Raw genomic sequence first — 20353 nt, forward strand, 5'->3', positions numbered from 1 at the left:
GTTACAGGAACTGATATGAAACTCGCAAGCTTTGTCCATCAGGGGATCCGTAGTTACGGGATCGTGAAGGCGGATGGTGTGATCAATCTGGGACGCCGTCTGGGCGATCGTTACAGCGATCTGAAATCGTTACTCGCTGCCAACGCGTTAAATGAAGCGCAGCAGTTGTCTGGTGAAAAACCGGATCTGAGCTTCGATGCGCTGGAATTTCTGCCGGTGATTGATAACCCAGGGAAAATTCTTTGCGTCGGCATGAACTATGCCGACAAACGTAAAGAGTTTGATCAGCACAACCCGGCACCGACGCTGTTCGTCCGTTTTGCCGATTCGCAAACCGGCCACCAGACTCCGGTACTCAAACCGCGTCACTCCAGCGAGTTTGATTACGAAGGTGAACTGGCGGTGATCATCGGCAAAAGCGGAGAGAACATCTCCCGTGAAGAGGCATTGAGCCACGTTGGCGGTTATAGCTGCTATATGGACGGTTCTGCACGCGACTGGCAGCACACCTGGTTTACCGCCGGTAAAAACTGGCGTCAGACCGGTGCGTTCGGTCCGTGGATGACCACGGCGGATGAGATTCCGGATCCGCACAGTCTGGCGATCCGCACCTGGCTGAATGGCCGCATGGTGCAGGAAGACAACACCGCCAGCATGATCCACAAAGTGGCGGAGCTTATCGAGTACATCAGTACCTTCACGCGCCTGAATGCTGGCGATGTGATCATCACCGGTTCACCGGGTGGCGTTGGCAAAAAACGTAATCCACCGCTGTTCATGAACGCGGGCGATCGCATCGAAGTGGAGATCGAGAATATCGGTCATCTCAGCAATGTGATTATGGACGCGCCAGCCTTATCGCTGTCGCCCATGCACTAAGGAACGCGGCGGATTTATGCAAGCACAACCTCCCATTGATTTTCGCATTGCGGATGTCACAAGCGGCGCGCAGCGTTTTACGCAGATTCGTAATCTGCTCGCGGACAGCGGCTTAGGCATGGACAACGATATCACCACTTTCGTTGAAGCCTGGTCGGGACTCCGGCTGGTGGGTTGTGCGGGCCTGGCCGCCAATGTCATCAAATGTGTGGCGGTAGATGAAAACCTGCGCGGAGAAAATCTTAGCGCCCGTTTGCTGGCTGAGGTGGAACACCTCGCGCTGTCACGGGGACATTTTCATCTGTTCCTCTGTACGCGCCCCTGTAACAAGGAGCGCTTTGCACACAGCGGATTCTGGCCTATTGCGCAGAGCGGCAACAACGCGGTGTTAATGGAAAACACGCCCTTTGGCATCAGCCGTTACTGCCGCTCATTGCAGCCTTATCGCGTAGAAGGAAAGCGCGTTGGGGCTATCGTGATGAACGCTAATCCGTTCACCCTTGGGCACCGCCATCTGGTGGAACAAGCGGCGCATTCCTGCGACCACTTACATCTGTTCGTGGTTCAGGAGGATGCGTCGTTTTTCCCCTTCACCGACCGTCTGGACATGGTACGGGCAGGGGTCGCTCATCTGCCAAACGTGACCGTTCACAAGGGATCGGAATACATCATTTCGCGGGCGACATTTCCGGCCTATTTCCTCAAAGAGACCGGCAAGGTACAGCAGGCGTGGAGCGAAATCGATCTGCTGATTTTTCGCGACCACATCGCCCCCGCGCTGGGTATTACCCATCGATTTATCGGCTCAGAGCCGTTTTGCGATATTACGCGCCAGTACAACCAGACTATGCACCGACTGCTTACAGGCGCGGTAGAGGTGGTGGAGATCCCGCGCATCAAAGCCACGGGCAATGCCATCTCTGCCTCGGAAGTTCGTCGTCTACTTAAGACGCACCAGTTTTCCCGTATTCGGGAAATAGTACCGGATACCACTTTCGTGCATCTCGAAACGCACTACAGCGCGGAAGTCGCTTAAAAAACTCAGGAAATAAATTATGAAAATTGTTAGGGAGGCGCTGGCCGGGACTATGGAGTCCAGCGACCTGATGGTGAAAATAGCCCCCGCTGATGGCGAGCTGGACATCGTCATCCACAGTGAAGTGATTAAGCAGTTTGGCGATCAAATTCGCCATGTGGTGACCACCACGCTGCGCGCCATGGAAGTCCACCAGGGACTGATCATTATTGAAGATAAAGGTGCGCTGGACTGTGTGATCCGCGCCCGCCTACAGAGCGCGGTATTACGCGCCAGTGACAGTGACAATATTGACTGGGAGAAACTGCAATGAAAAAGCTTCGTCGTAGCATGCTGTTTCTCCCAGGCGCCAACGCCGCCATGCTTTCCAACTCGTTTATTTACCGCCCGGACTCCATCATGTTTGACCTGGAAGATGCCGTGGCGCTGCGTGAAAAAGACACTGCGCGTCTGCTGGTCTTTCATGCGCTGCAACACCCGATGTACGAAGACATCGAAACCGTCGTTCGTATCAACCCGCTCAATACCCCGTTTGGCCTGAAAGATCTGGAAGCCGTGGTCCGCGCCGGGGTGGATGTGGTTCGTCTGCCAAAAACCGACACGCCGGAAGATATTTACGAACTCGAACGCCATCTTGAACGCATCGAAATGGCCTGCGGGCGTGAAATTGGATCCACGAAGGTGATGGCGGCGATCGAATCCGCGATCGGTGTTATCAATGCCGTGGCGATCGCGCGCAGTTCTCAGCGTCTGATCGGCATCGCGCTGGCGGCGTTTGACTACGTGATGGACATGCAAACCGAACGCGGCGACGGCACCGAGCTGTTCTATGCCCGCTGTGCCGTACTGCATGCGGCACGTGCCGCCGGGATCGACGCCTTTGACGTGGTGTGGTCGGACGTAAATGACGAGGCCGGTTTCCTGCGCGAAGTCGATCTGATCCGCAAAATGGGCTTTAACGGCAAGTCGCTGATCAACCCGCGCCAGATCGATCTGCTGCACAACGCGTATGCGCCAACGCAGCACGAAGTGGATCACGCGAAGTTAGTGATCGAAGCCGCAGAAGAGGGCGAACGCAACGGGCTGGGCGTGGTGTCGCTGAACGGTAAGATGATCGACGGCCCCATTATTAATCATGCGCGAATGGTGCTGGAACGTGCCGCCGCGTCCGGCGTGCGTCGGTAAGGACAGAACAATGAATCAGACAGAGCTTCTCCACGTTAACTTTCCGCATCTGCGCGATTTAAAACCGTTCGATAGCGCCCATGCCAGCACGCCGTGGCTTGCCGATCTCGACAGCAAACATAACCGCAAATTGTGCGCCACCCTGGAAGATGCCATTGCCCGCAGTGGCCTGAAAGACGGCATGACCATTTCGTTCCACCATGCGTTTCGCGAAGGCGACCGGGTGATCAACAACGTGGTGGAAATCCTGGCGCGACTGGGCTTTAAAGATCTGACGCTGGCTTCCAGCTCGCTGATGACCTGTAACGAAAGCCTGATTGAGCATATCAAAAACGGCGTTATCACCCGTATCTACACCTCCGGCATGCGCGGCAAGCTGGCGGATGCGATTTCCCACGGCCTGATGGCGGAGCCGGTGCAAATCCACTCGCACGGTGGCCGCGTGAAACTGCTGCAGGATGGCGAGCTGAATATCGATGTCGCCTTCCTCGGCGTACCGTGCAGCGACGAATTTGGTAACGCTAACGGCACCCAGGGGAAATCCTGCTGTGGTTCGCTGGGTTATGCCATGGTCGATGCGCAGTTCGCTAAAAAAGTGGTGTTGCTGACCGAAGAGCTGGTGCCGTTCCCGAACATGCCAGCCAGCCTGGTACAGGATCAGGTGGATTACATCGTGCAGGTCGAGAGCGTAGGCGACCCGGCGAAAATCAGCGTTGGCGCGGCGCGCGTGACCAGCAACCCGCGTGAACTGATGATTGCCCGTTATGCGGCGGATGTTATCGAGCATTCCGGCTATTTCAAAAATGGTTTCTCCATGCAGACGGGTTCCGGTGCGGCTTCAACGGCCTGTACACGTTTTATGGAAGAGAAAATGGAACGTCTCGGCGTGAAGGCAAGCTTTGCGCTGGGCGGTATCACCGGTGGTCTGGTCTCGCTGCACGAAAAAGGTCTGGTGGCAAAACTGCTGGATACGCAGTGCTTTGACAGTGAGGCGGCAGCATCGCTGGCGCGTAACCCGAACCACGTGGAAATCTCTACCAACGTTTACGCCAACCCTGGCAGCAAAGCGGCCTGCTGTGACCAACTGGACGTGGTTATCCTCAGTGCGCTGGAGATCGACGTTGACTTCAACGTCAACGTTATCACCGGTTCCGATGGCGTGATGCGCGGCGCATCCGGCGGCCACTGTGACGTTGCAGCGGCAGCGAATTTGACCATTGTTGTGGCACCGCTTCTGCGCAGCCGCATCCCGACCGTTGTAAAACGCGTCACCACGCTGCTCACGCCGGGCGAAAGCATTGATGTGCTGGTAACCGACCACGGCATCGCGGTGAACCCGGCACGCCCGGAAATCCGCGAGCGCCTGGTGAATGCCGGGCTGAAAGTGGTGGATATCGAAGCCCTGTACGCGCGTGCGATCTCGCTGACCGGGACACCGAAACCCATTGAATTCACCGACCGTATCGTCGGGGTGATTCGCTATCGTGACGGCAGCGTGATTGACGTTGTGCGTCAGGTGAAGGAGAACATCTAATGACATTACTGACGCCCGTAAGAGCGGGCGTCAGCCTTGAAGCGCTGCTGACGGCGAAAGAAAACCGTGCAGCGCGCCAGGCTGACTGGCTCACTCATTATCACCATCCGGTTATCTCCCTGACGCTGGTTACCCCAGGCGCGCAGAAAGACAGTATCCGTTACCGTAACACCATGGGGGTGGCGCTACAGGCGTGCGATCAACTGCTGTGGCAGAATCACTGGCCAGTGCTGGATCGCCAGGTACTGTGGTTGCCGACCGGTGCGGAAGCTCTGTGGTGTGTTGACCATGCCGCGGCGGAAATTAAAGCCCAGTGCATTGAACTGGAACAGACGCATCCGCTTGGCAGACTGTGGGATTTTGATGTGATATGCCCGAAAAACGGTCAGGTGGGACGTCAGTCTCTGGATCTCAGCACCCGACGCTGCCTGGTCTGCGATGAACCTGCCCACGGTTGCGCCCGTTCGCGCCGTCATCCCATGGAAGAGGTCGTGTCACGTGTGGAGACCCTGATCGATGGCTGGTTCGCTCGCGACTAAACTCGCCCGTTTTGATGTCTGGGCGCTGGCCGCCACGGCACTGCGTCTTGAAGTCAATCTCACCCCCAAACCGGGGCTGGTGGACATGGCGAACAATGGTTCGCACAGCGATATGGATCACGCGTTATTTTTACGCAGTATCGATGCCATCACCCCCTGGTTTCGCGTCTTCGAAAAAGCCGGGTTCGAGCATGCTTTAAAACCCGCCAGCGAACAGTTGCGCTTATTGCGCCCGGCAGGAATGGCCTGCGAACAGGCTATGTTCGAGGCGACCGACGGTGTAAATACCCATAAAGGCGGCATCTTTTCCCTGGGGCTGATCTGCTTTGCGGCGGGGCGTTTACGCGGTCTGAACCGTCTGGTCTGTGCACAATCGGTCTGTCAGCAGGTGGCTGAGATCTGCAAAGGGCTGGTGGCGCGAGAGCTGGCTTCCCGCACGCATGCGACAACGGCGGGTGAAAAACAGTATCAACAGTTTGGCCTGACCGGCGCGCGCGGTGAGGCGGAACTGGGCTTTCCCACGATACGCCAACATGTGCTGCCGTACTGGTATCAGGAGGCGGGTGAACGGCGTTTTCACCATGCGCTGTTGCGCCTAATGGCGATAAATCCCGACAGTAATCTGGTCTCCCGCGGCGGTATCGACGGGTTGTGCTATGTGCAGGAATATGCGCAGACGCTGTTAAAAAACGGCTGGAACATTGCGCGCCTGCAAGAGATGGATAAGGCATTAATCAGTCGCAATCTCAGCCCCGGCGGCAGCGCCGATCTGCTGGCGGTCTCGTATGTGCTGGCGACGCTGGGCTAGCGGCAGACGCTAACCGCCAGACATAAAAAAGCCCGGTGGCATCACGCGCACCGGGCAGGCATTAAATCAGTCAGGCTTATGCTTTCTGCACGACGCCAGCCGCTTGCGGAACATGTTTGTATTTGAACATCGCCATGAACGCAAAGGCCAGAACCACAGAGTAACCGGCGAAAATCAGCCACACGGTTTTCCAGTCGGTTGCGCCTGCAACGGTGTACATCTCAACCACTTTACCGCTCGCCATACCGCCAAGGATACAGCCGAAGCCGTTGGTCATCATCAGCAGCATACCCTGCGCACTGGCGCGGATAGCCGGGTTCACTTCTTTCTCGACAAATACAGAACCGGAGATGTTGAAGAAGTCGAACGCACAACCGTAAACGATCATGGAGAGAACCAGCAGGACGGTGCCGAACGGGGTCGGATCGCCGTAAGCGAACAGGCCGAAACGCAGCATCCAGGCAACGATACTCATCAGCATGACGTTCTTGATGCCGTAACGGCCCAGGAAGAACGGAATCGCCAGGATAAAGACAGTTTCTGAAATCTGCGAGATAGACATCAGCACGGAGGCGTGCGTCACGATGAAGCTATTCGCGAACAGCGGATTTGAGTCGAAGCTGTGCAGGAAGGTGTTACCAAACATATTGGTAATCTGCAGTTCCGCGCCCAGCAGCATGGAGAAGATAAAGAAAATCGCCATGCGTTTGTTTTTGAACAGCGCGAAGGCGTTCAGGCCCAGCATTTCCACCCAGGTCTGGTTTTTCTGGGTGTTGCTTACCGGCATGTGCGGCAGGGTCAGGGAGAACAGGCTCAGCACCAGGGAGAGTGCGGCACCGATATAGAGCTGCATATGGCTCAGTTCGAAGCCAGAGAAGCTCACCGCCCACATCGCCAGGATAAAACCGATGGTGCCCCAGATACGAATCGGTGGGAAGTCCGTAACGATGTCATAACCGGCGTTTTGCAGGCGTGCGTAGGAGATGGTGTTGACCAGGCCCAGCGTGGGCATATACGCCAGCGAGTTGAGCAGGATAACCGCAAACATCGCACCCGGTGTGGTCACGCCAGCGGCGATAAACAGGGTAATAGCGCCCACCAGATGGCAGATAGCGTAAACCCATTTCGCGCTCAGCCATTTATCGGCCACGATACCCAGCAACGCAGGCATAAAGACCGAGGCAATACCCAGGGAGCTATAGACCGCGCCAATTTCCGCACCCTGGAATTTCAGGGTGACAAACATATAAGAGCCAAGCGTAGTCAGCCAGCTCCCCCACAGGCAGAACTGCAGGAAGATAATCACTTTAAGCTGCAGCTTAAGATTCATGTTAGTTTCCTCACCGAAGGCGTCTGATATACCCACCATACTTTAAGCTGCATGTGCGTTGGCTTTTCTCACTTATCTCAGTCACTTACCAGAGTAAGCTCCTGGGGATTCGCTGCGTTGCCGCCATCCTGCAACTCGAATTATTTAGGGTATAGATGTTGGAATTAAGACAATTACTGTTGTTATGTGAGGCGATTCTATCATCGAAGTTGGGGCGAGATTGTTACATCCGACATATAAATGCAAACTTGATATGGTTGCAGTCGAATATAGTGACGTTCGTCACATTTGTATGCGGGGGACATCCGTGTTCAAAGGGAATTCTTATCCCCTCCCGCTAAACGGAAGGGGATAAGTCACCTCTTACTTCGTGCGACGATAGCTTTTCTGCGCGGTATTCACTTTATAAAGGTAGTTACGTGACTCCGCAGAAGGGTGGCGAGTGGTCAGGGTGGAATAGACATCGCCCGGCGCCATCGTGTTGATGATATTCGCGGCCTGCACTTTATCGCTGGAGAAGACGCGCAGAACGCTACCCGCACCGCCATTGTAAGCGGTGATGACGGCATAACGGCGCGAGGTGGGGTTGGTTATCCCGGAAAGATAGACATTATTGAGCATCGCCAGGTAAGCCGTGCCGGTATCGATATTGCTTTCCGGATCGAACAGATAGCTGCGACTCGGGGTACCGGATTTTCCCTGCGCGCGGAACACATCACGACCAGCGCTATGCTGCACCACCTGCATCAGCCCCAGCGCGTCGGAGCGGCTGACCGCATAAGGGTTGAATGACGATTCGGTCTGCATAATGGCCAGAATCAGCGATTCGTCAACGCCGTAGCGACGAGCGGCCTGATGTACCATGCCAACATATTTATGCGCACGTTTATCCAGATGGTTTGGCACCAGATTAAACGTCACGCTGTAAATGATTTTTAACCCGACGCTGCGTTTTTGCAGCCGCGTTTTCAGCAGGTAATCTGCGAAGCTGGTCGCACGCCCCATCCAGCGAATGGGCTGGCCCGTGTTATCCACCACCTGGCCATACAGGAACGGCTCTTTGGATATCTGGATATCATCCGCGTCGGAATAGAGATCGATAGAGCCCGGATCATCACCCATTAACAGGGTTTTGATAATGGCCTGGCGCAAATGTGCCGTAGGGTCTGTGCCGGAGATGGTCTCGACGGTGATGGTGCCTTCGTCGAAGTTGATGTGGCTTCGGGTTTGGTACTGATCGGTGTACTTGACGTAATCTTTTGGACCGGCAATCAGTACTTCGCTAAATCCCCATAAGTTCTCGATATTGTGGGCGAACTGCCCCATTAAAATGTCAAAACCGTTGGTATCTTTAACCCAGGCTTCGTTATAGGTCTCGCCATTTTTATTTGAGCTGGAACAAGAAATAAGCAACGGCGCAATGATCGCTAGCGCTAAAAATTTTTTCATCATTCCGGAAGTATTGTTGGTTGCACAAATGACCCTGAATCAGGCCGCAGACGGCGGAACATCGCTGCGGCCATGCATTTATTTTTTATCTTCCGGCGTATAGCCTTCAATATGCACATCTTTACCTTCGAACAGGTAACTCACCATTTCCTGCTCAAGCAGTTTGCGATGCTCAACGTTCATCATGTTGAGTTTCTTTTCGTTGATCAGCATCGTCTGCTTTTTCTGCCACTGGGACCAGGCTTCTTTGGAGATTTCGTTATAAATACGCTTACCCAGTTCCCCCGGATAGAGCTGAAAGTCTTGCCCCTCTGCATCACGTTGCAGGAAGGTACAGAAAATAGTGCGGCTCATAAATAGTCCTCTTTACTCTGCGCGGCGTTACATCGCCACGCCGATGCGTAATTGTTGTAACAGGCGCTCCACGGGGGCTGCCAGGCCCACTGACGGCGGCTGCGCTAAGTTATACCAAAGACCTGTACCTTCATCCATGCAAGAACTGAACGAGGACACGGTAAGCCACATAGGCACAATATCCAGATGGAAATGGCTGAACGTGTGGCGAAACGCAATCAGTTGGCTGAGATTATCGGCCTTAATCTGATGTTGCGCCAGCCAGTCATGTAATGACGCTTCATCTTCAAACTGCGGGAAACAGAACAAGCCGCCCCATAACCCAACCGGTGGACGCTGTTGCAGGAAGACCTGATCGCCATGTTGCATCAACAGGAAATATGCGCTGCGCTCCGGCAGCGTTTGTCTGGGCTTTTTGCCAGGATACTCGGCCCATGAGTGGTTCGCGTAGGCAATACAGCCTGTTTGCAGCGGGCAAAGCGTGCATTTGGGTTTTGAACGTGTACAGACCATGGCGCCTAAGTCCATCATCGCCTGGTTAAACTGTTCCACCCCTTTGGCCGGGGTCACCTGTTCAGCCAGCTCCCACAGACGTTTCTCCACCTCTTTCTTGCCCGGCCAGCCTGCAACCGCGTAGCAACGCGCAAGAACGCGCTTCACGTTGCCGTCGAGGATCGCAAAGTGTTTACCCAGTGATAAAGAAAGAATGGCGCCGGCAGTCGAACGTCCAACACCTGGCAGTGCGGCAACCTCTTCAAAGGTTTGCGGGAAGACGCCGCCATGCAGTTCGGCCACCTGTTTTGCCGCTTTGTGCAGATTACGCGCACGAGCGTAATAGCCGAGTCCGGTCCATAAATGCAGCACTTCATCAAGCGGCGCATTAGCCAGGTCGGTGACGGTGGGAAACCGTGCCATAAAACGCTCAAAATAAGGGATGACAGTTGCGACCTGTGTCTGTTGCAACATCACTTCGGATAGCCATACTTTGTAAGGCGTTTTTTCAATTTGCCAGGGCAGGGTCTTACGCCCGTATTTGTCGTACCAGTCCAGAACCTGGGCTGAAAATTGAGACGCTTGCATGGTCACCAACATCGCGTTAACAGGGGGCTGATTGCAGCACAGCGGCATGAACGTGTAAACCGGAACTTTCCGGTGCTTTCATCTTGCATACTGTATCGAACTTTGGATAATGCCCGTTTCCTGAACACTCTCACAAGCAGACTTATTTATGAATAACGACGTCATCTCACCAGAATTTGATGAAAACGGCCGCCCGCTGCGCCGTATCCGCAGCTTTGTCCGCCGCCAGGGGCGCCTGACCAAAGGGCAACAGCACGCGCTTGATAATTACTGGCCGGTGATGGGCGTTGAGTTTGCTGAGCAGCCGCTCGATTTTGCCGCCCTGTTTGGCAATAGCGGGCCGGTGACGCTGGAGATTGGCTTCGGTATGGGCGCATCGCTGGTGGAAATGGCGAAAACCCGTCCTGAGCAGAACTTTTTAGGTATTGAAGTGCATTCACCGGGCGTGGGGGCATGCCTCTCCTCGGCACATGAAGAGGGCGTCGGAAACCTGCGCGTGATGTGTCATGACGCCGTCGAAGTGCTGCACAAAATGATTCCTGACAATTCATTAAACATGGTTCAGCTCTTTTTCCCTGACCCGTGGCATAAAGCACGTCATAATAAGCGCCGTATCGTTCAGGTGCCGTTTGCTGAACTGGTGAAGAGCAAGCTGAAACTGGGCGGCGTGTTTCATATGGCAACAGACTGGGAAGCCTACGCAGAGCACATGCTGGAAGTTATGTCCTCTATTGAGGGTTATCAGAACCTGTCGTCGACTAAAGATTATGTGCCGCGCCCGGATTCGCGCCCGGTAACCAAATTTGAACAACGTGGTCATCGCCTTGGCCACGGCGTATGGGACTTAATGTTCGAGAGGGTAAAATAATGGCAAAGAACCGTAGTCGTCGTCTGCGTAAAAAGATGCACATTGACGAGTTTCAGGAGATCGGTTTTTCCGTCAAATGGCGTTTTCCGGAAGGCACCACTGAAGAACAGATTGATAAGCTGGTCGATGAATTTATCAGCGAAGCCGTTGAAGCTAACGGCCTGATCTTTGGCGGTAGCGGTTTCTTGGCTTGGGAAGGTCTGGTCTGCAAACCGAACATTGGTCATTGCACCGAAGAGGACCGGGCGCTGATTCGTAAGTGGCTTGAGGAGCACAAATTCGAAGAGGTCAGCGTCAGCGAACTTTTCGATATTTGGTGGGACTAAGAATGAAAGGGTCGGCAATTGCCGGCCCATTTTGTCTCTACAGGAGTGGTTATGATGCGCAAGACGCTACTGGCGGTAGCACTGACGGCAACGGCTTTTGCCGCGAATGCGGATTACAAATGTAGCGTGAACCCGCGTGATGATGTGATTCTAAGCCCGCAAACCGTCCAGGTGAAAGGCGAGAACGGTAATCTGATCTTAACGCCGGAAGGTAACGTGACCTTCAACGGTAAACAGTATTCGCTGAGCGCCGCACAACGCGAGCAGGCAAGGGATTATCAGTCTGAATTGCGCAGCGCGCTGCCATGGATTGATGAAGGTGCTCGCTCACGCGTAGAGAAAAGTCGCGTGGCGCTGGACCAAATCATCGTCAAGGAAGTGGGCGAGAGCAGCAATATGCGTGGCCGCCTGACCAAGCTGGATGCCCAGCTTAAAGAGCAGATGAACAAAATTATTGAGCATCGCAGCGATGGCCTGACGTTCCACTATAAAGCGGTTGATGACGTGCAGGCTAATGGTCAACAACTGGTGAACCAGGCGATGGGCGGTATTCTGCAGGACAGCATTAACGAGATGGGCGCCAAAGCGGTACTGAAAGGCGGCGGCAACCCGCTGCAGGGTGTGCTCGGTAGTCTCGGCGGTTTGCAGACCGCCATCCAGAACGAGTGGAAAAACCAGGAAGCGGATTTCCAGCAGTTCGGTAAAGATGTGTGTAGCCGCGTGGTGTCGCTGGAAGCTAACCGTAAAGCGCTGGTGAGCGGGCTTAAGTAAGGTTCTGTTGTTTCTCTTCTGTCTGTTCCCCTCACCCTAACCCTCTCCCCGGAGGGGCGAGGGAACCGATAGTGCGATTTGAGACTACGGTGCTGATTTCCCCCTCTCCCTTTTAGGGAGAGGGCCGGGGTGAGGGTAACAGCATTTGCAGCGTCTCAAATATCCGCTCCAGCACGGCCTCTTCGTTTTGCCAGAGTTCATTGTTCCAAAACCGCATGATCATCCAGCCTTTTTTGTTTAACCATACCGTTCGCTGAACATCATATTCGTACCACTCATCATGCTGACCACCATCCAGCTCAATGGCAAGCCGTGCCTCGCAGCAGGCGAAATCAAGAATGTAATGACCGACAGGGTGCTGCCGACGAAACTTGTAACGAGAAAATCGGCGGCTGCGTAACAGATACCAAAGCCGTCTTTCTTCTTGTGTCAGTTCGCGTCTGAGTTGTTTTGCATGTGAGCGTATTATTTCCATCCCCACACTCTGCCACTCTCTCCCTGTTTCACCACAACCTTCTGCTGACACTGGAACCCGCCTTCCAAATAATTGTCCTATGACTCGAAAGGTTATTAATGGATGAGACATTAAAAGGATTTTTGACGATGAAAATGAAATGGGCCGCAGGACTGGCGGCGTTGATACTTCTGTCGGGCAGCGTGCTGGCCGATAGCAATATCCCTACCGATGAGGTGCTGAAAAAGCAGTTTAACCAGGCGCAGGAAGGGCTAATGCAACTGGACAGCATCACATTGCGCCTGCTTGATTCGCACGGTAACCAGGCGACCTATGCCGCCGAAGGCGATATCTCCGCCACGGAAGATCTCTATTCCATGGTCGGTATGGCCGGAAACTATCAGTTTATGGAGCAGACCTGGACCAAAGGGCGCCCGGTGAAGTTCTCGGCGATGGTCAAGGCGGTGGGGACAAAAGATTCCGGCTGGACTACCGAGTTCTTCTCTATGCAGATGGCGGCGAAACCTGCCGGGTATCCGAAACCGGACATTAACAACAAAGAGAAGTATCTGGTGATCACCGACAGCGATTTTTATCCCCGCCTCGCCAAAATTGAAGCCGACAGGGCCGCCCAGAAAAAAGCGCTGGATAAATCCCTTGAGAAACAAGAGCAGCTCCAAAAGGAGATTGACGCGCTGGACGCCCAGATTGCCGCTTCGTGGGGCAAAGACAAAAACGGCAAACAGTTAACCCGTGATGATGTGCAACACGCGCTGCTGGAGGAGCTTCAGGAGGTGGGCAGGCAGAACGATCCGCTGCATTTTGAAAATAACTACAACAAAACGATTTATGAACCGGCGCTGGCCGAGTGCCAGAAAAAACCGGATTGCGATGCCACACCGCTGCGAAAAGCGCGTGCTACGGCACTCGTGGACCAGCGTCGGGACTATCAACTCAAGTTTCAGCTCAAGCGCGAAGAGGTCATGAAAACCCTGGAGGCTTACGATAAAAAGCGGGAGCCGCTGCGCAAAAAACGTAATGAACTTCGCAGCGAACTGAGCAATTTGGATATCACCAATAGCAAAGCCCGGATGGATTACGAAGGTTGGGAGCGGGACATCGCCGTTATGCGTCGCCAGGGTATTATCAAATAAATCAACCAGCCCGTGTGTGCCGGGCTGGATTCAGATCACTCCCCGGCGAGGAAAATGAAATGGGCCACCGTGGTGGCCCATTTCATTTTTTCGGATTAGAAAGGGCGGTGTTTCTCCCTGCCTGATCGAGTTACATCAAACCCAGTATGCGGGGGAGCCATAGCGAGATTTGCGGTATATAAGTAATCAATGCCAGCGCTACGAGTAGTGCGGCATAAAAAGGAAGTAAAGGCTTAATCAAGTGCTGAATTTTAACGCCCGAAATAGAGCAGCTAACAAACAAGGCACTGCCGACCGGTGGCGTTAATAATCCGATGCACAGGTTCGCAACCATCATGATACCAAAGTGTACCGGGTCCATACCTAAGTCTTGCGCAATAGGCAGGAAAATTGGCGTGAAGATAAGTACCGCTGGGGTCATATCCATAAAAACGCCAACAATAAGAAGAACAAGATTAATTAATAAAAGAATAACGAGCGGATTTTCAGAAATAGACATCAGCGCATCGCTAATCATGTAGGGTACATCTGCATTTGTCATTGCCCATGACATCCCAACGGAAAAACCGATCAGCAATAAAACAATAGATGTTGTTACCACTGATTCAAGGACTAACGACGGTAGCTCACTCCACTTCACTTCGCGATAAACGAAAACTGACAAGATGAAAGTGTAAACCACAGCAATAGCAGATGCTTCTGTTGCGGTAAATACGCCCCCCAGGATGCCACCCATAACAATGATGACCAATAATAGGCTAGGTAACGCAGCAAAAAACGCTGTCAGTGCCTGTTTGAATGACGGTTTTTCTGAAAGCGGATATCCGCGTCGGCTGGCGATAACCGCACAAACCATCATGATGACCAGCCCCATCAAAATGCCCGGTAAATAACCCGCCATGAACAGCGAGGCAACGGAGACGCCCCCAGCCGTGAGTGAGAAAACGATCAATACATTGGATGGTGGTATTAAGAGGCCGGTAATACAGGACGAAACGTTAATGGCGGTTGAAAGGGTAGGGTCGTAACCCTGTCGGGTCTGGATTGGATGAAGTGTTCCGCCTACCGCTGCCGCTGCGGCAACCGCAGAGCCTGAAATAGAACCAAACATCATATTTGCCAGTACGTTAACATGCCCCAGAGAACCGGGCACGCGGCCAACCATGACCTGCGCAAGGTTAATCAGGCGTAGAGCAATCCCGCCTCGATTCATCAGTGTTCCGGCAAAAATAAAGAAAGGAATAGCCAGTAGGGCAAAATTATCCAGCCCATTAGCCAGTCGCTGTGAAACCGTAATAACGGCAATATCCCAGGGAAACATAAGGAGCATAGAGCTAACGGTCGAAATACCAATAGCAAATGAAATAGGTACGCCAAGGAAAACCAGGATGAAAAAGGAACCAAATAACGTTAATGCGATATAGCCATCCATTAATCTACTCCTTCGATGGGATTTTTTAGTTTATCCATGCCAACATTTATGAACCACAAGGCGTAGAACATCATTACGATTCCGGTCAGTGGCAAAATAAGATAGACGTAACCCATAGGGATTTGCATCGCGGCTGACACCTGGTTGGTTGCCAGCGTTTTGCCGATCAATTTCATTCCCCCTGTTACGATGACTCCGCCAGAAAAAAGGAAAATCAGCAGATTTACTACGATGGTCAATAGGGCCTGTTTACGCGGTTGTAGCGCCATTGACAGGAGATCAATTGACAGATGGCGCTGAGCGCCAACTGTATAGGCTGCACCGAGTAAACCTACCCAAATCATCAGAAAGCGTGCAAGTTCATCGGTTGATGTACTGGGCTGATTGAGAACATAACGACTAAATACTTGCCATACGACGCAAATAACCAGTACGCTCATCACCATAATAGAAAACGCCGCGATCGTGCGATCGACCGCCAGCTTTATGCGGTTAAATATCATCTTTAATTATCCCGGTGAATAAGGGCCAATGACTGGCCCTGGTAGATATTATTCAGCAGCGGCTTCGAATTTTGCTAATAATGCGGCCTGTTTAGGATCTTTTTTAAACTCATCAAACAGAGGTTGCACGGCTGCGCGGAAGGGAGCTTTATCCACTTTCACAATTTTACCACCCTGCGATATTGCCTGAGCACGGGTATCGGCATCGATTTGAGCCCAAAGTTTTTGCTGGTATGTTTCTGAATGCTTAACTGCTTTTTGTAAAATGTCTTTTTGTTCAGGAGTTAATTTGTTCCAGGATTTAGTTGAAATAACCAGGAAATCAGGAATGGAAGCGTGTTCATCTTCCGAAAAGACTTTTGCAATTTCGATATGGCGCGTTTGTACCCAGGAAGGTACATTATTTTCCGCTCCGTCTACAACGCCCTGCTGCATAGCAGTATAGACCTCACCAAATGAAATGGGCGTAGGCGAGCCACCCATTAACTCAATCATTTTTATTGTGGTTGGGCTGGCCTGAACGCGTATTTTCAGGCCTTTCAAATCTTCCGGTTTCGTAATGGGCTTCCCGGCATAAAAGCTTCTTGTGCCAGCAACGTAAGCAGAAAGCGCGAAGAAACCTTTGTCTTTTGTAGACTCCATGATTTCTTTACCCACGTTACCGAAAACAACGTTATTAAAATGCGCCTGATCTTTAAACAAGAATGGAAGATTATAAATGGCGTATACGTTATCAAAAGATTCAAGATCGCTGGCGGAACCTTTAGTCATATCAAGGGCGCCATTTTGTAATAATTCCAGGGTCTCTCTTGCGCTTCCCATTTGGCTGCTGGGGTAAATGCGGATCGTCATTTTACCATCAGACAGTTTTTTGACTTCTTTAGCCATTTCATCTAAAGCCTGATGTACAACATGGCTTCGCTCAAGGTTATGCGCAAGCTTTAACGTGACTTTATCCTGCGCAATAGCATTCAAAGAAAATAACGAAATAAGCGATGCACACACAAGTGTTTTGGAAAGAGAGAGTTTACTCATTGTTTGGCTCCATGCACATTAATGGTCTATATCTAAAATCAATAATCCTTATTTCTGTATGACATATTATCCTGGTTGTCTGACATCTTTAAGGTGTCTGTCTCACAGTTTTTATTTTTTTGTCAGTGTGGATATTTTTAAAAAGCGTTGAATATTATCGTGATGAATAAATTGGAATAGCGATATTTATTCTGAGAATATATTTGGCCGATAAGCGGTATGGCAATATCAGGTTTTTAATTGGCGGGGAAACAGGTATCCCGCTTAATAAAGCGAGCGGGATAGTTCTGTACATATTATTCGCTCAGGAAAAGTTCCAGCAGGGAGTTGAGGAACAGCTTACCGTGCTCGGTGATTTGCCAGTACTGCTCGCACTCGGTGAGGTAGCCCTGCGCCAGGGCCTCGTCGAGCTGCGAGCGGATCACGCTTTCATCCAGCCCCGTGAACAGCGCGAACTCCGCACGCGGCGCGGCTTCCAGCAAACGAAAGCGGTTCATAAAGAACTCGAACGGCTTATCTGCGGCTTCCACATCGTGCTGGCGCTCAAGGTAGCGACCTTGCATATACCCGCGTGGGTGGCGCGTTTTCGCGGTGCGTAAAATGCGCCCGTCCGGGAAGGTCACTTTGCCATGCGCACCGCAGCCAATACCCAGGTAATCGCCAAAGCGCCAGTAGTTGAGGTTGTGCTGACACTGGTAGCCCGGTTTCGCGTACGCCGAAGTTTCGTATTGCTGATAGCCCGCGGCGGTCAGTAACTGGTGGCCACGCTCGAAAATATCCCACAGTGCATCGTCATCTGGCAGCACCGGCGGGCGCGAGCCAAACAGCGTGTTGGGTTCGATGGTCAACTGATACCAGGAGAGATGCGGCGGGTTCAGTTCAATGGCCTGGCGCAAGTCGTCCAGCGCCTCTTCCAGCGTCTGATCCGGCAGGCCGTGCATCAAATCGAGGTTAAAACTGCGCAGCCCAAGGCCAGTTGCCAGCCGCGCGGCGCGTTTGGCTTCCTCCGGGCCGTGGATACGCCCCAGCCGCTGTAATTTCGGCTCGCTAAAGCTCTGAACGCCAATCGAAATGCGGTTCACCCCGGCACGTTGATACTCAACAAAGCGGTCGGCCTCGACCGTTCCGGGGTTGGCTTCCATTGTGATTTCCGCATCCGCCGCCAGAGTCAGGCGCGCACGCACGCCATCCAGCAACGTCTGCATCGCCGGGCCGGAGAGCAGGCTCGGCGTACCGCCACCAATAAAGATCGTCTTTACTTCACGCCCCTGTGCGTAAGGCACATCAGCATCAAGGTCGGCGAGCAGGTGCTGCACATAATCATCGTGAGGCACTTCGCCTTTCAATGCATGGGAATTAAAGTCGCAGTACGGGCATTTCTGCACGCACCACGGAATGTGAATATAAAGACTTAAAGGTGGCAAATTAGCCATTACGTAATGCTTCCAGTAACAGTTTCAGCGCCTGCCCACGGTGGGAGATAGCGCTTTTTTCTTCGCGGGTCAGTTCGGCGGCGGTTTTACCTTCCGTCGGGACGAAGAAAATCGGATCGTAACCAAACCCGCCCTGACCGGCAGGCGCACGGGTAATCACACCAGGCCAGCTACCGTGGCACACCAGCGGCGTCGGGTCAGCGGCGTGACGCAGATAGACCAGCACACAGTGGAACTGAGCCTGACGTTTATCGTCCGGCACATCCTGCAGGGTGGTCAGTAATTTTTGCAGATTCGCTTCATCAGTGGCATCCACGCCAGAGTAACGTGCGGAGTAGATCCCCGGCGCGCCGCCCAGCGCATCAACTGCCAGGCCGGAATCGTCGGCAATCGCGGGCAGACCGGTCACCTCAGCGGCATGGCGCGCTTTCAGGATCGCGTTTTCAATAAACGTCAGGCCGGTCTCCTCGGCGGATTCCACGCCCAGCTCGGTTTGCGCCACGATATCCAGACCGAAATCACTCAGCAGCGAGGCAAGCTCGCGCACTTTACCGGCATTACCGGTTGCGAGAACAACTTTTTGCATAATAGATCCTAATTCATCAGGGCCGTGACGGCCGAAGGTATCTGTTGCGGATGGGTAATTTTGACTTGTTTATGGCGGCCCAGTTCGCCTTTTTCAATCAGCACCTGATTTTTGGCCACCCGAAACTGTTTGGCGAGATATTTCACCAGATGTGCGTTGGCCTGCCCATCGACCGGTGGGGCGGTAATGGCGACTTTTAGCTCGTAGCCATGCAGCCCAATAATGCTGTCCCGGCTGGCCTTTGGCTGAATATACAGCCGCAGCACCAGCCCGTCGTCACAGGATGTGACAGCACTCATGCCCAGTTCCAGATATAGGCTAACGGTACGATGGTGTTAGCCAGAAACTCCATCACGCCCATATTGATGACATACATTAGCAGCACCAGAATCATCGGCGAGAAATCGAGACCGCCCATTGATGGCAGCAGGCGGCGAATCGGGCGCAGCAGCGGTTCGGTAAGCTGCAGCAGCACATATTCCACCGGGCTACGGCCCTGGCTGACCCAGCTCATGATTGCCATTAACAGCAGCACCCAGAAGATCAGCGAACCGAGCGTTTTAATAACAATCAGCACCGCCGCCAGCACGATGAACACGCCGTTCATGGAGACGTACGGGTTCAGGAAGACTTTCACGACACACAGCAACAGCGCGATAAGCAACGATGCGCTGTCAATGGGCCCCATCGACGGAATAATGCGACGCAGTGGGCCAACAATCGGCTGGGTGATCTTCACGATAAACTGGGAAAACGGGTTATAAAAATCACAGCGCGCCCACTGCATCCAGATACGCAGCAACAGCACCATCGTGTAAGCCTGGATAATCAGTGACAGGAGAGTGGACAACGTATTCATGGCGTTCCTCAGTTTTCCTTAGTTTTTTGTGTAATCGCGCGCGCCAAAAATGGCGGTTCCGATGCGCACCATGGTGCTGCCTGCCGCAATCGCGGCCTGCATATCGTCTGACATGCCCAGCGAAAGGGTATCCACGCCAGGGTAACGTACCTTAAGTGCGTCAAATGCGACAGCCATTTGGCGGGCCACGGCAAACTGCCGTTCATAATCAGTCTCGGGAGCAGGGATCGCCATCAGTCCACGCAGGCAAAGACCGGGTAATTCCACCACCTGCGCCGCCAGCGCGTCCAGCTCAGCAAGGGAGATGCCGGATTTGCTCTGCTCATCACTGATATTGACCTGAATCAGCACGTTCAGCGGTGGCAGAGAGTCAGGTCGCTGCTCGCTTAAGCGGCTGGCGATTTTGAGGCGGTCCACGGTATGGCACCAGTCAAAATGTTCAGCCACGAGGCGGCTTTTGTTGGACTGTAAGGGTCCGATAAAGTGCCACTGGATATCCGCGATGCCCGAATCCTTGAAATGGCGAATCTTATCAACGCCTTCCTGAACATAGTTTTCACCAAAGCCACGCTGACCCGCCGCGTAAGCTTCTTCGATGGCGCTCGCAGGTTTTGTTTTGCTGACTGCAAGCAGCGTAACGTCTTCTGGAGCACGGCCGCAGGACGTTGCAGCGGCTGAGATTTTGTCCCTGACCTGTGCCAGGTTATGCGCAATATCGTTCATGTTCCCAGGTGGCTT

Annotated in this window: 24 protein-coding genes; 11 read left to right on the forward strand and 13 right to left on the reverse strand. The window is 53.1% G+C overall.

The genetic code is table 11. From position 1 onward, the window contains the following. The first annotated feature begins 15 nt into the window (after positions 1-15). From MRY16398_RS04280 to citG, 7 genes are read left to right on the forward strand one after another with little or no spacing between them, the layout of a single operon-like run. Entirely contained in the window at positions 16-879 is an 864-nt protein-coding gene (locus MRY16398_RS04280; protein WP_039078041.1) for a fumarylacetoacetate hydrolase family protein, read from the forward strand. Positions 880-895: 16 nt separating this feature from the next. Then, complete coding sequence (gene citC, locus MRY16398_RS04285) at positions 896-1915, forward strand: [citrate (pro-3S)-lyase] ligase (RefSeq protein ID WP_103281496.1); 1020 nt, start codon at positions 896-898, stop codon at positions 1913-1915. A gap of 19 nt (positions 1916-1934) precedes the next feature. Continuing rightward, on the forward strand, positions 1935-2228 hold the full coding sequence (gene citD, locus MRY16398_RS04290) for a citrate lyase acyl carrier protein (protein WP_039078039.1): 294 nt from the start codon (positions 1935-1937) through the stop codon (positions 2226-2228). Beyond that, a complete protein-coding gene (gene citE, locus MRY16398_RS04295) occupies positions 2225-3100 on the forward strand; it encodes a citrate (pro-3S)-lyase subunit beta (protein ID WP_039078038.1) in 876 nt (291 codons plus the stop codon). The genes citD and citE overlap by 4 nt, the downstream gene beginning before the upstream one ends. A gap of 10 nt (positions 3101-3110) precedes the next feature. After that, positions 3111-4634, forward strand: coding sequence for a citrate lyase subunit alpha (gene citF / locus MRY16398_RS04300; protein ID WP_039078037.1), 1524 nt, complete (start codon positions 3111-3113; stop codon positions 4632-4634). Further along, entirely contained in the window at positions 4634-5173 is a 540-nt protein-coding gene (gene citX / locus MRY16398_RS04305) for a citrate lyase holo-[acyl-carrier protein] synthase (RefSeq protein WP_047368905.1), read from the forward strand. Before citF ends, citX begins: the two co-directional genes overlap by 1 nt. Next, the gene (citG, locus tag MRY16398_RS04310) at positions 5151-5981 is read left to right on the forward strand and encodes a triphosphoribosyl-dephospho-CoA synthase CitG (protein WP_039078035.1); all 831 of its coding nucleotides are present in this window, start codon (positions 5151-5153) and stop codon (positions 5979-5981) included. The genes citX and citG overlap by 23 nt, the downstream gene beginning before the upstream one ends. Before the next feature lie 76 nt (positions 5982-6057). Here the strand turns inward: citG and MRY16398_RS04315 are convergent, their stop codons facing one another. The 4 genes from MRY16398_RS04315 to mutY form a co-directional block, all read right to left on the reverse strand. Then, entirely contained in the window at positions 6058-7311 is a 1254-nt protein-coding gene (locus MRY16398_RS04315) for a nucleoside permease (protein WP_039078034.1), read from the reverse strand. Positions 7312-7674: 363 nt separating this feature from the next. After that, positions 7675-8763: a membrane-bound lytic murein transglycosylase MltC gene (gene mltC / locus MRY16398_RS04320; protein ID WP_039078033.1), complete on the reverse strand. Its 1089-nt coding sequence runs from the start codon at positions 8761-8763 to the stop codon at positions 7675-7677. Positions 8764-8838: 75 nt separating this feature from the next. Further along, positions 8839-9114 carry an oxidative damage protection protein gene (locus MRY16398_RS04325; RefSeq protein WP_039078032.1) on the reverse strand — a complete coding sequence of 92 codons (276 nt, stop codon included), beginning with the start codon at positions 9112-9114 and terminating at the stop codon, positions 8839-8841. A gap of 27 nt (positions 9115-9141) precedes the next feature. Continuing rightward, a complete protein-coding gene (gene mutY, locus MRY16398_RS04330; protein ID WP_172600620.1) occupies positions 9142-10194 on the reverse strand; it encodes an A/G-specific adenine glycosylase in 1053 nt (350 codons plus the stop codon). A 148-nt stretch (positions 10195-10342) separates the two neighbouring features. Here mutY and trmB point away from each other — a divergent pair, with 148 nt between their 5' ends. From trmB to MRY16398_RS04345, 3 genes are read left to right on the forward strand one after another with little or no spacing between them, the layout of a single operon-like run. Then, positions 10343-11062, forward strand: coding sequence for a tRNA (guanosine(46)-N7)-methyltransferase TrmB (gene trmB, locus MRY16398_RS04335; RefSeq protein WP_039078031.1), 720 nt, complete (start codon positions 10343-10345; stop codon positions 11060-11062). Beyond that, positions 11062-11388, forward strand: coding sequence for a YggL family protein (locus tag MRY16398_RS04340; protein WP_039078030.1), 327 nt, complete (start codon positions 11062-11064; stop codon positions 11386-11388). The genes trmB and MRY16398_RS04340 overlap by 1 nt, the downstream gene beginning before the upstream one ends. A gap of 51 nt (positions 11389-11439) precedes the next feature. Further along, positions 11440-12159, forward strand: a complete 720-nt coding sequence (locus tag MRY16398_RS04345; RefSeq protein WP_079497167.1) for a YggN family protein — start codon at positions 11440-11442, stop codon at positions 12157-12159. Between the two features lie 112 nt (positions 12160-12271). On the opposite strand, the gene MRY16398_RS04350 is transcribed toward MRY16398_RS04345, so the two are convergent. Then, the gene (locus MRY16398_RS04350) at positions 12272-12634 is read right to left on the reverse strand and encodes an endonuclease domain-containing protein (RefSeq protein WP_125123885.1); all 363 of its coding nucleotides are present in this window, start codon (positions 12632-12634) and stop codon (positions 12272-12274) included. Positions 12635-12762: 128 nt separating this feature from the next. Between MRY16398_RS04350 and MRY16398_RS04355 the strand changes: the two genes are divergently transcribed. Beyond that, a complete protein-coding gene (locus MRY16398_RS04355) occupies positions 12763-13767 on the forward strand; it encodes a DUF1202 family protein (protein WP_052249208.1) in 1005 nt (334 codons plus the stop codon). Positions 13768-13897: 130 nt separating this feature from the next. On the opposite strand, the gene MRY16398_RS04360 is transcribed toward MRY16398_RS04355, so the two are convergent. From MRY16398_RS04360 to MRY16398_RS04395, 8 genes are all read right to left on the reverse strand, one after another. Further along, positions 13898-15199: a TRAP transporter large permease gene (locus MRY16398_RS04360; protein WP_125123886.1), complete on the reverse strand. Its 1302-nt coding sequence runs from the start codon at positions 15197-15199 to the stop codon at positions 13898-13900. Further along, the gene (locus MRY16398_RS04365) at positions 15199-15702 is read right to left on the reverse strand and encodes a TRAP transporter small permease (protein WP_039078026.1); all 504 of its coding nucleotides are present in this window, start codon (positions 15700-15702) and stop codon (positions 15199-15201) included. The genes MRY16398_RS04360 and MRY16398_RS04365 overlap by 1 nt, the downstream gene beginning before the upstream one ends. Before the next feature lie 48 nt (positions 15703-15750). Next, positions 15751-16737, reverse strand: a complete 987-nt coding sequence (locus MRY16398_RS04370; protein ID WP_079497170.1) for a TRAP transporter substrate-binding protein — start codon at positions 16735-16737, stop codon at positions 15751-15753. A 296-nt stretch (positions 16738-17033) separates the two neighbouring features. Continuing rightward, positions 17034-18170 carry a radical SAM family heme chaperone HemW gene (gene hemW, locus MRY16398_RS04375; RefSeq protein WP_039078025.1) on the reverse strand — a complete coding sequence of 379 codons (1137 nt, stop codon included), beginning with the start codon at positions 18168-18170 and terminating at the stop codon, positions 17034-17036. Then, complete coding sequence (locus MRY16398_RS04380; RefSeq protein WP_039078024.1) at positions 18163-18756, reverse strand: XTP/dITP diphosphatase; 594 nt, start codon at positions 18754-18756, stop codon at positions 18163-18165. Before MRY16398_RS04380 ends, hemW begins: the two co-directional genes overlap by 8 nt. Before the next feature lie 8 nt (positions 18757-18764). After that, positions 18765-19055 carry a DUF167 family protein YggU gene (gene yggU / locus MRY16398_RS04385; RefSeq protein WP_125123887.1) on the reverse strand — a complete coding sequence of 97 codons (291 nt, stop codon included), beginning with the start codon at positions 19053-19055 and terminating at the stop codon, positions 18765-18767. After that, positions 19052-19615, reverse strand: coding sequence for a YggT family protein (locus tag MRY16398_RS04390; protein ID WP_071195982.1), 564 nt, complete (start codon positions 19613-19615; stop codon positions 19052-19054). Before MRY16398_RS04390 ends, yggU begins: the two co-directional genes overlap by 4 nt. Positions 19616-19633: 18 nt before the next feature. After that, a complete protein-coding gene (locus tag MRY16398_RS04395) occupies positions 19634-20338 on the reverse strand; it encodes a YggS family pyridoxal phosphate-dependent enzyme (RefSeq protein ID WP_125123888.1) in 705 nt (234 codons plus the stop codon). Between the last annotated feature and the right edge of the window lie 15 nt (positions 20339-20353).

The organism is Phytobacter sp. MRY16-398, from assembly GCF_003925915.1.
GTDB classification, from domain to species: domain Bacteria; phylum Pseudomonadota; class Gammaproteobacteria; order Enterobacterales; family Enterobacteriaceae; genus Phytobacter; species Phytobacter diazotrophicus.

What these genes read in the sequence shown, in the direction of transcription:
- MRY16398_RS04280 (WP_039078041.1), top strand. Translation starts at nt 16, where the DNA reads ATGAAACTCGCAAGCTTTGTCCATCAGGGGATCCGTAGTTACGGGATC.
- citC (WP_103281496.1), top strand. Translation starts at nt 896, where the DNA reads ATGCAAGCACAACCTCCCATTGATTTTCGCATTGCGGATGTCACAAGC.
- citD (WP_039078039.1), top strand. Translation starts at nt 1,935, where the DNA reads ATGAAAATTGTTAGGGAGGCGCTGGCCGGGACTATGGAGTCCAGCGAC.
- citE (WP_039078038.1), top strand. Translation starts at nt 2,225, where the DNA reads ATGAAAAAGCTTCGTCGTAGCATGCTGTTTCTCCCAGGCGCCAACGCC.
- citF (WP_039078037.1), top strand. Translation starts at nt 3,111, where the DNA reads ATGAATCAGACAGAGCTTCTCCACGTTAACTTTCCGCATCTGCGCGAT.
- citX (WP_047368905.1), top strand. Translation starts at nt 4,634, where the DNA reads ATGACATTACTGACGCCCGTAAGAGCGGGCGTCAGCCTTGAAGCGCTG.
- citG (WP_039078035.1), top strand. Translation starts at nt 5,151, where the DNA reads ATGGCTGGTTCGCTCGCGACTAAACTCGCCCGTTTTGATGTCTGGGCG.
- MRY16398_RS04315 (WP_039078034.1), bottom strand. Translation starts at nt 7,311, where the DNA reads ATGAATCTTAAGCTGCAGCTTAAAGTGATTATCTTCCTGCAGTTCTGC.
- mltC (WP_039078033.1), bottom strand. Translation starts at nt 8,763, where the DNA reads ATGATGAAAAAATTTTTAGCGCTAGCGATCATTGCGCCGTTGCTTATT.
- MRY16398_RS04325 (WP_039078032.1), bottom strand. Translation starts at nt 9,114, where the DNA reads ATGAGCCGCACTATTTTCTGTACCTTCCTGCAACGTGATGCAGAGGGG.
- mutY (WP_172600620.1), bottom strand. Translation starts at nt 10,194, where the DNA reads ATGCAAGCGTCTCAATTTTCAGCCCAGGTTCTGGACTGGTACGACAAA.
- trmB (WP_039078031.1), top strand. Translation starts at nt 10,343, where the DNA reads ATGAATAACGACGTCATCTCACCAGAATTTGATGAAAACGGCCGCCCG.
- MRY16398_RS04340 (WP_039078030.1), top strand. Translation starts at nt 11,062, where the DNA reads ATGGCAAAGAACCGTAGTCGTCGTCTGCGTAAAAAGATGCACATTGAC.
- MRY16398_RS04345 (WP_079497167.1), top strand. Translation starts at nt 11,440, where the DNA reads ATGATGCGCAAGACGCTACTGGCGGTAGCACTGACGGCAACGGCTTTT.
- MRY16398_RS04350 (WP_125123885.1), bottom strand. Translation starts at nt 12,634, where the DNA reads ATGGAAATAATACGCTCACATGCAAAACAACTCAGACGCGAACTGACA.
- MRY16398_RS04355 (WP_052249208.1), top strand. Translation starts at nt 12,763, where the DNA reads ATGAAAATGAAATGGGCCGCAGGACTGGCGGCGTTGATACTTCTGTCG.
- MRY16398_RS04360 (WP_125123886.1), bottom strand. Translation starts at nt 15,199, where the DNA reads ATGGATGGCTATATCGCATTAACGTTATTTGGTTCCTTTTTCATCCTG.
- MRY16398_RS04365 (WP_039078026.1), bottom strand. Translation starts at nt 15,702, where the DNA reads ATGATATTTAACCGCATAAAGCTGGCGGTCGATCGCACGATCGCGGCG.
- MRY16398_RS04370 (WP_079497170.1), bottom strand. Translation starts at nt 16,737, where the DNA reads ATGAGTAAACTCTCTCTTTCCAAAACACTTGTGTGTGCATCGCTTATT.
- hemW (WP_039078025.1), bottom strand. Translation starts at nt 18,170, where the DNA reads ATGGCTAATTTGCCACCTTTAAGTCTTTATATTCACATTCCGTGGTGC.
- MRY16398_RS04380 (WP_039078024.1), bottom strand. Translation starts at nt 18,756, where the DNA reads ATGCAAAAAGTTGTTCTCGCAACCGGTAATGCCGGTAAAGTGCGCGAG.
- yggU (WP_125123887.1), bottom strand. Translation starts at nt 19,055, where the DNA reads ATGAGTGCTGTCACATCCTGTGACGACGGGCTGGTGCTGCGGCTGTAT.
- MRY16398_RS04390 (WP_071195982.1), bottom strand. Translation starts at nt 19,615, where the DNA reads ATGAATACGTTGTCCACTCTCCTGTCACTGATTATCCAGGCTTACACG.
- MRY16398_RS04395 (WP_125123888.1), bottom strand. Translation starts at nt 20,338, where the DNA reads ATGAACGATATTGCGCATAACCTGGCACAGGTCAGGGACAAAATCTCA.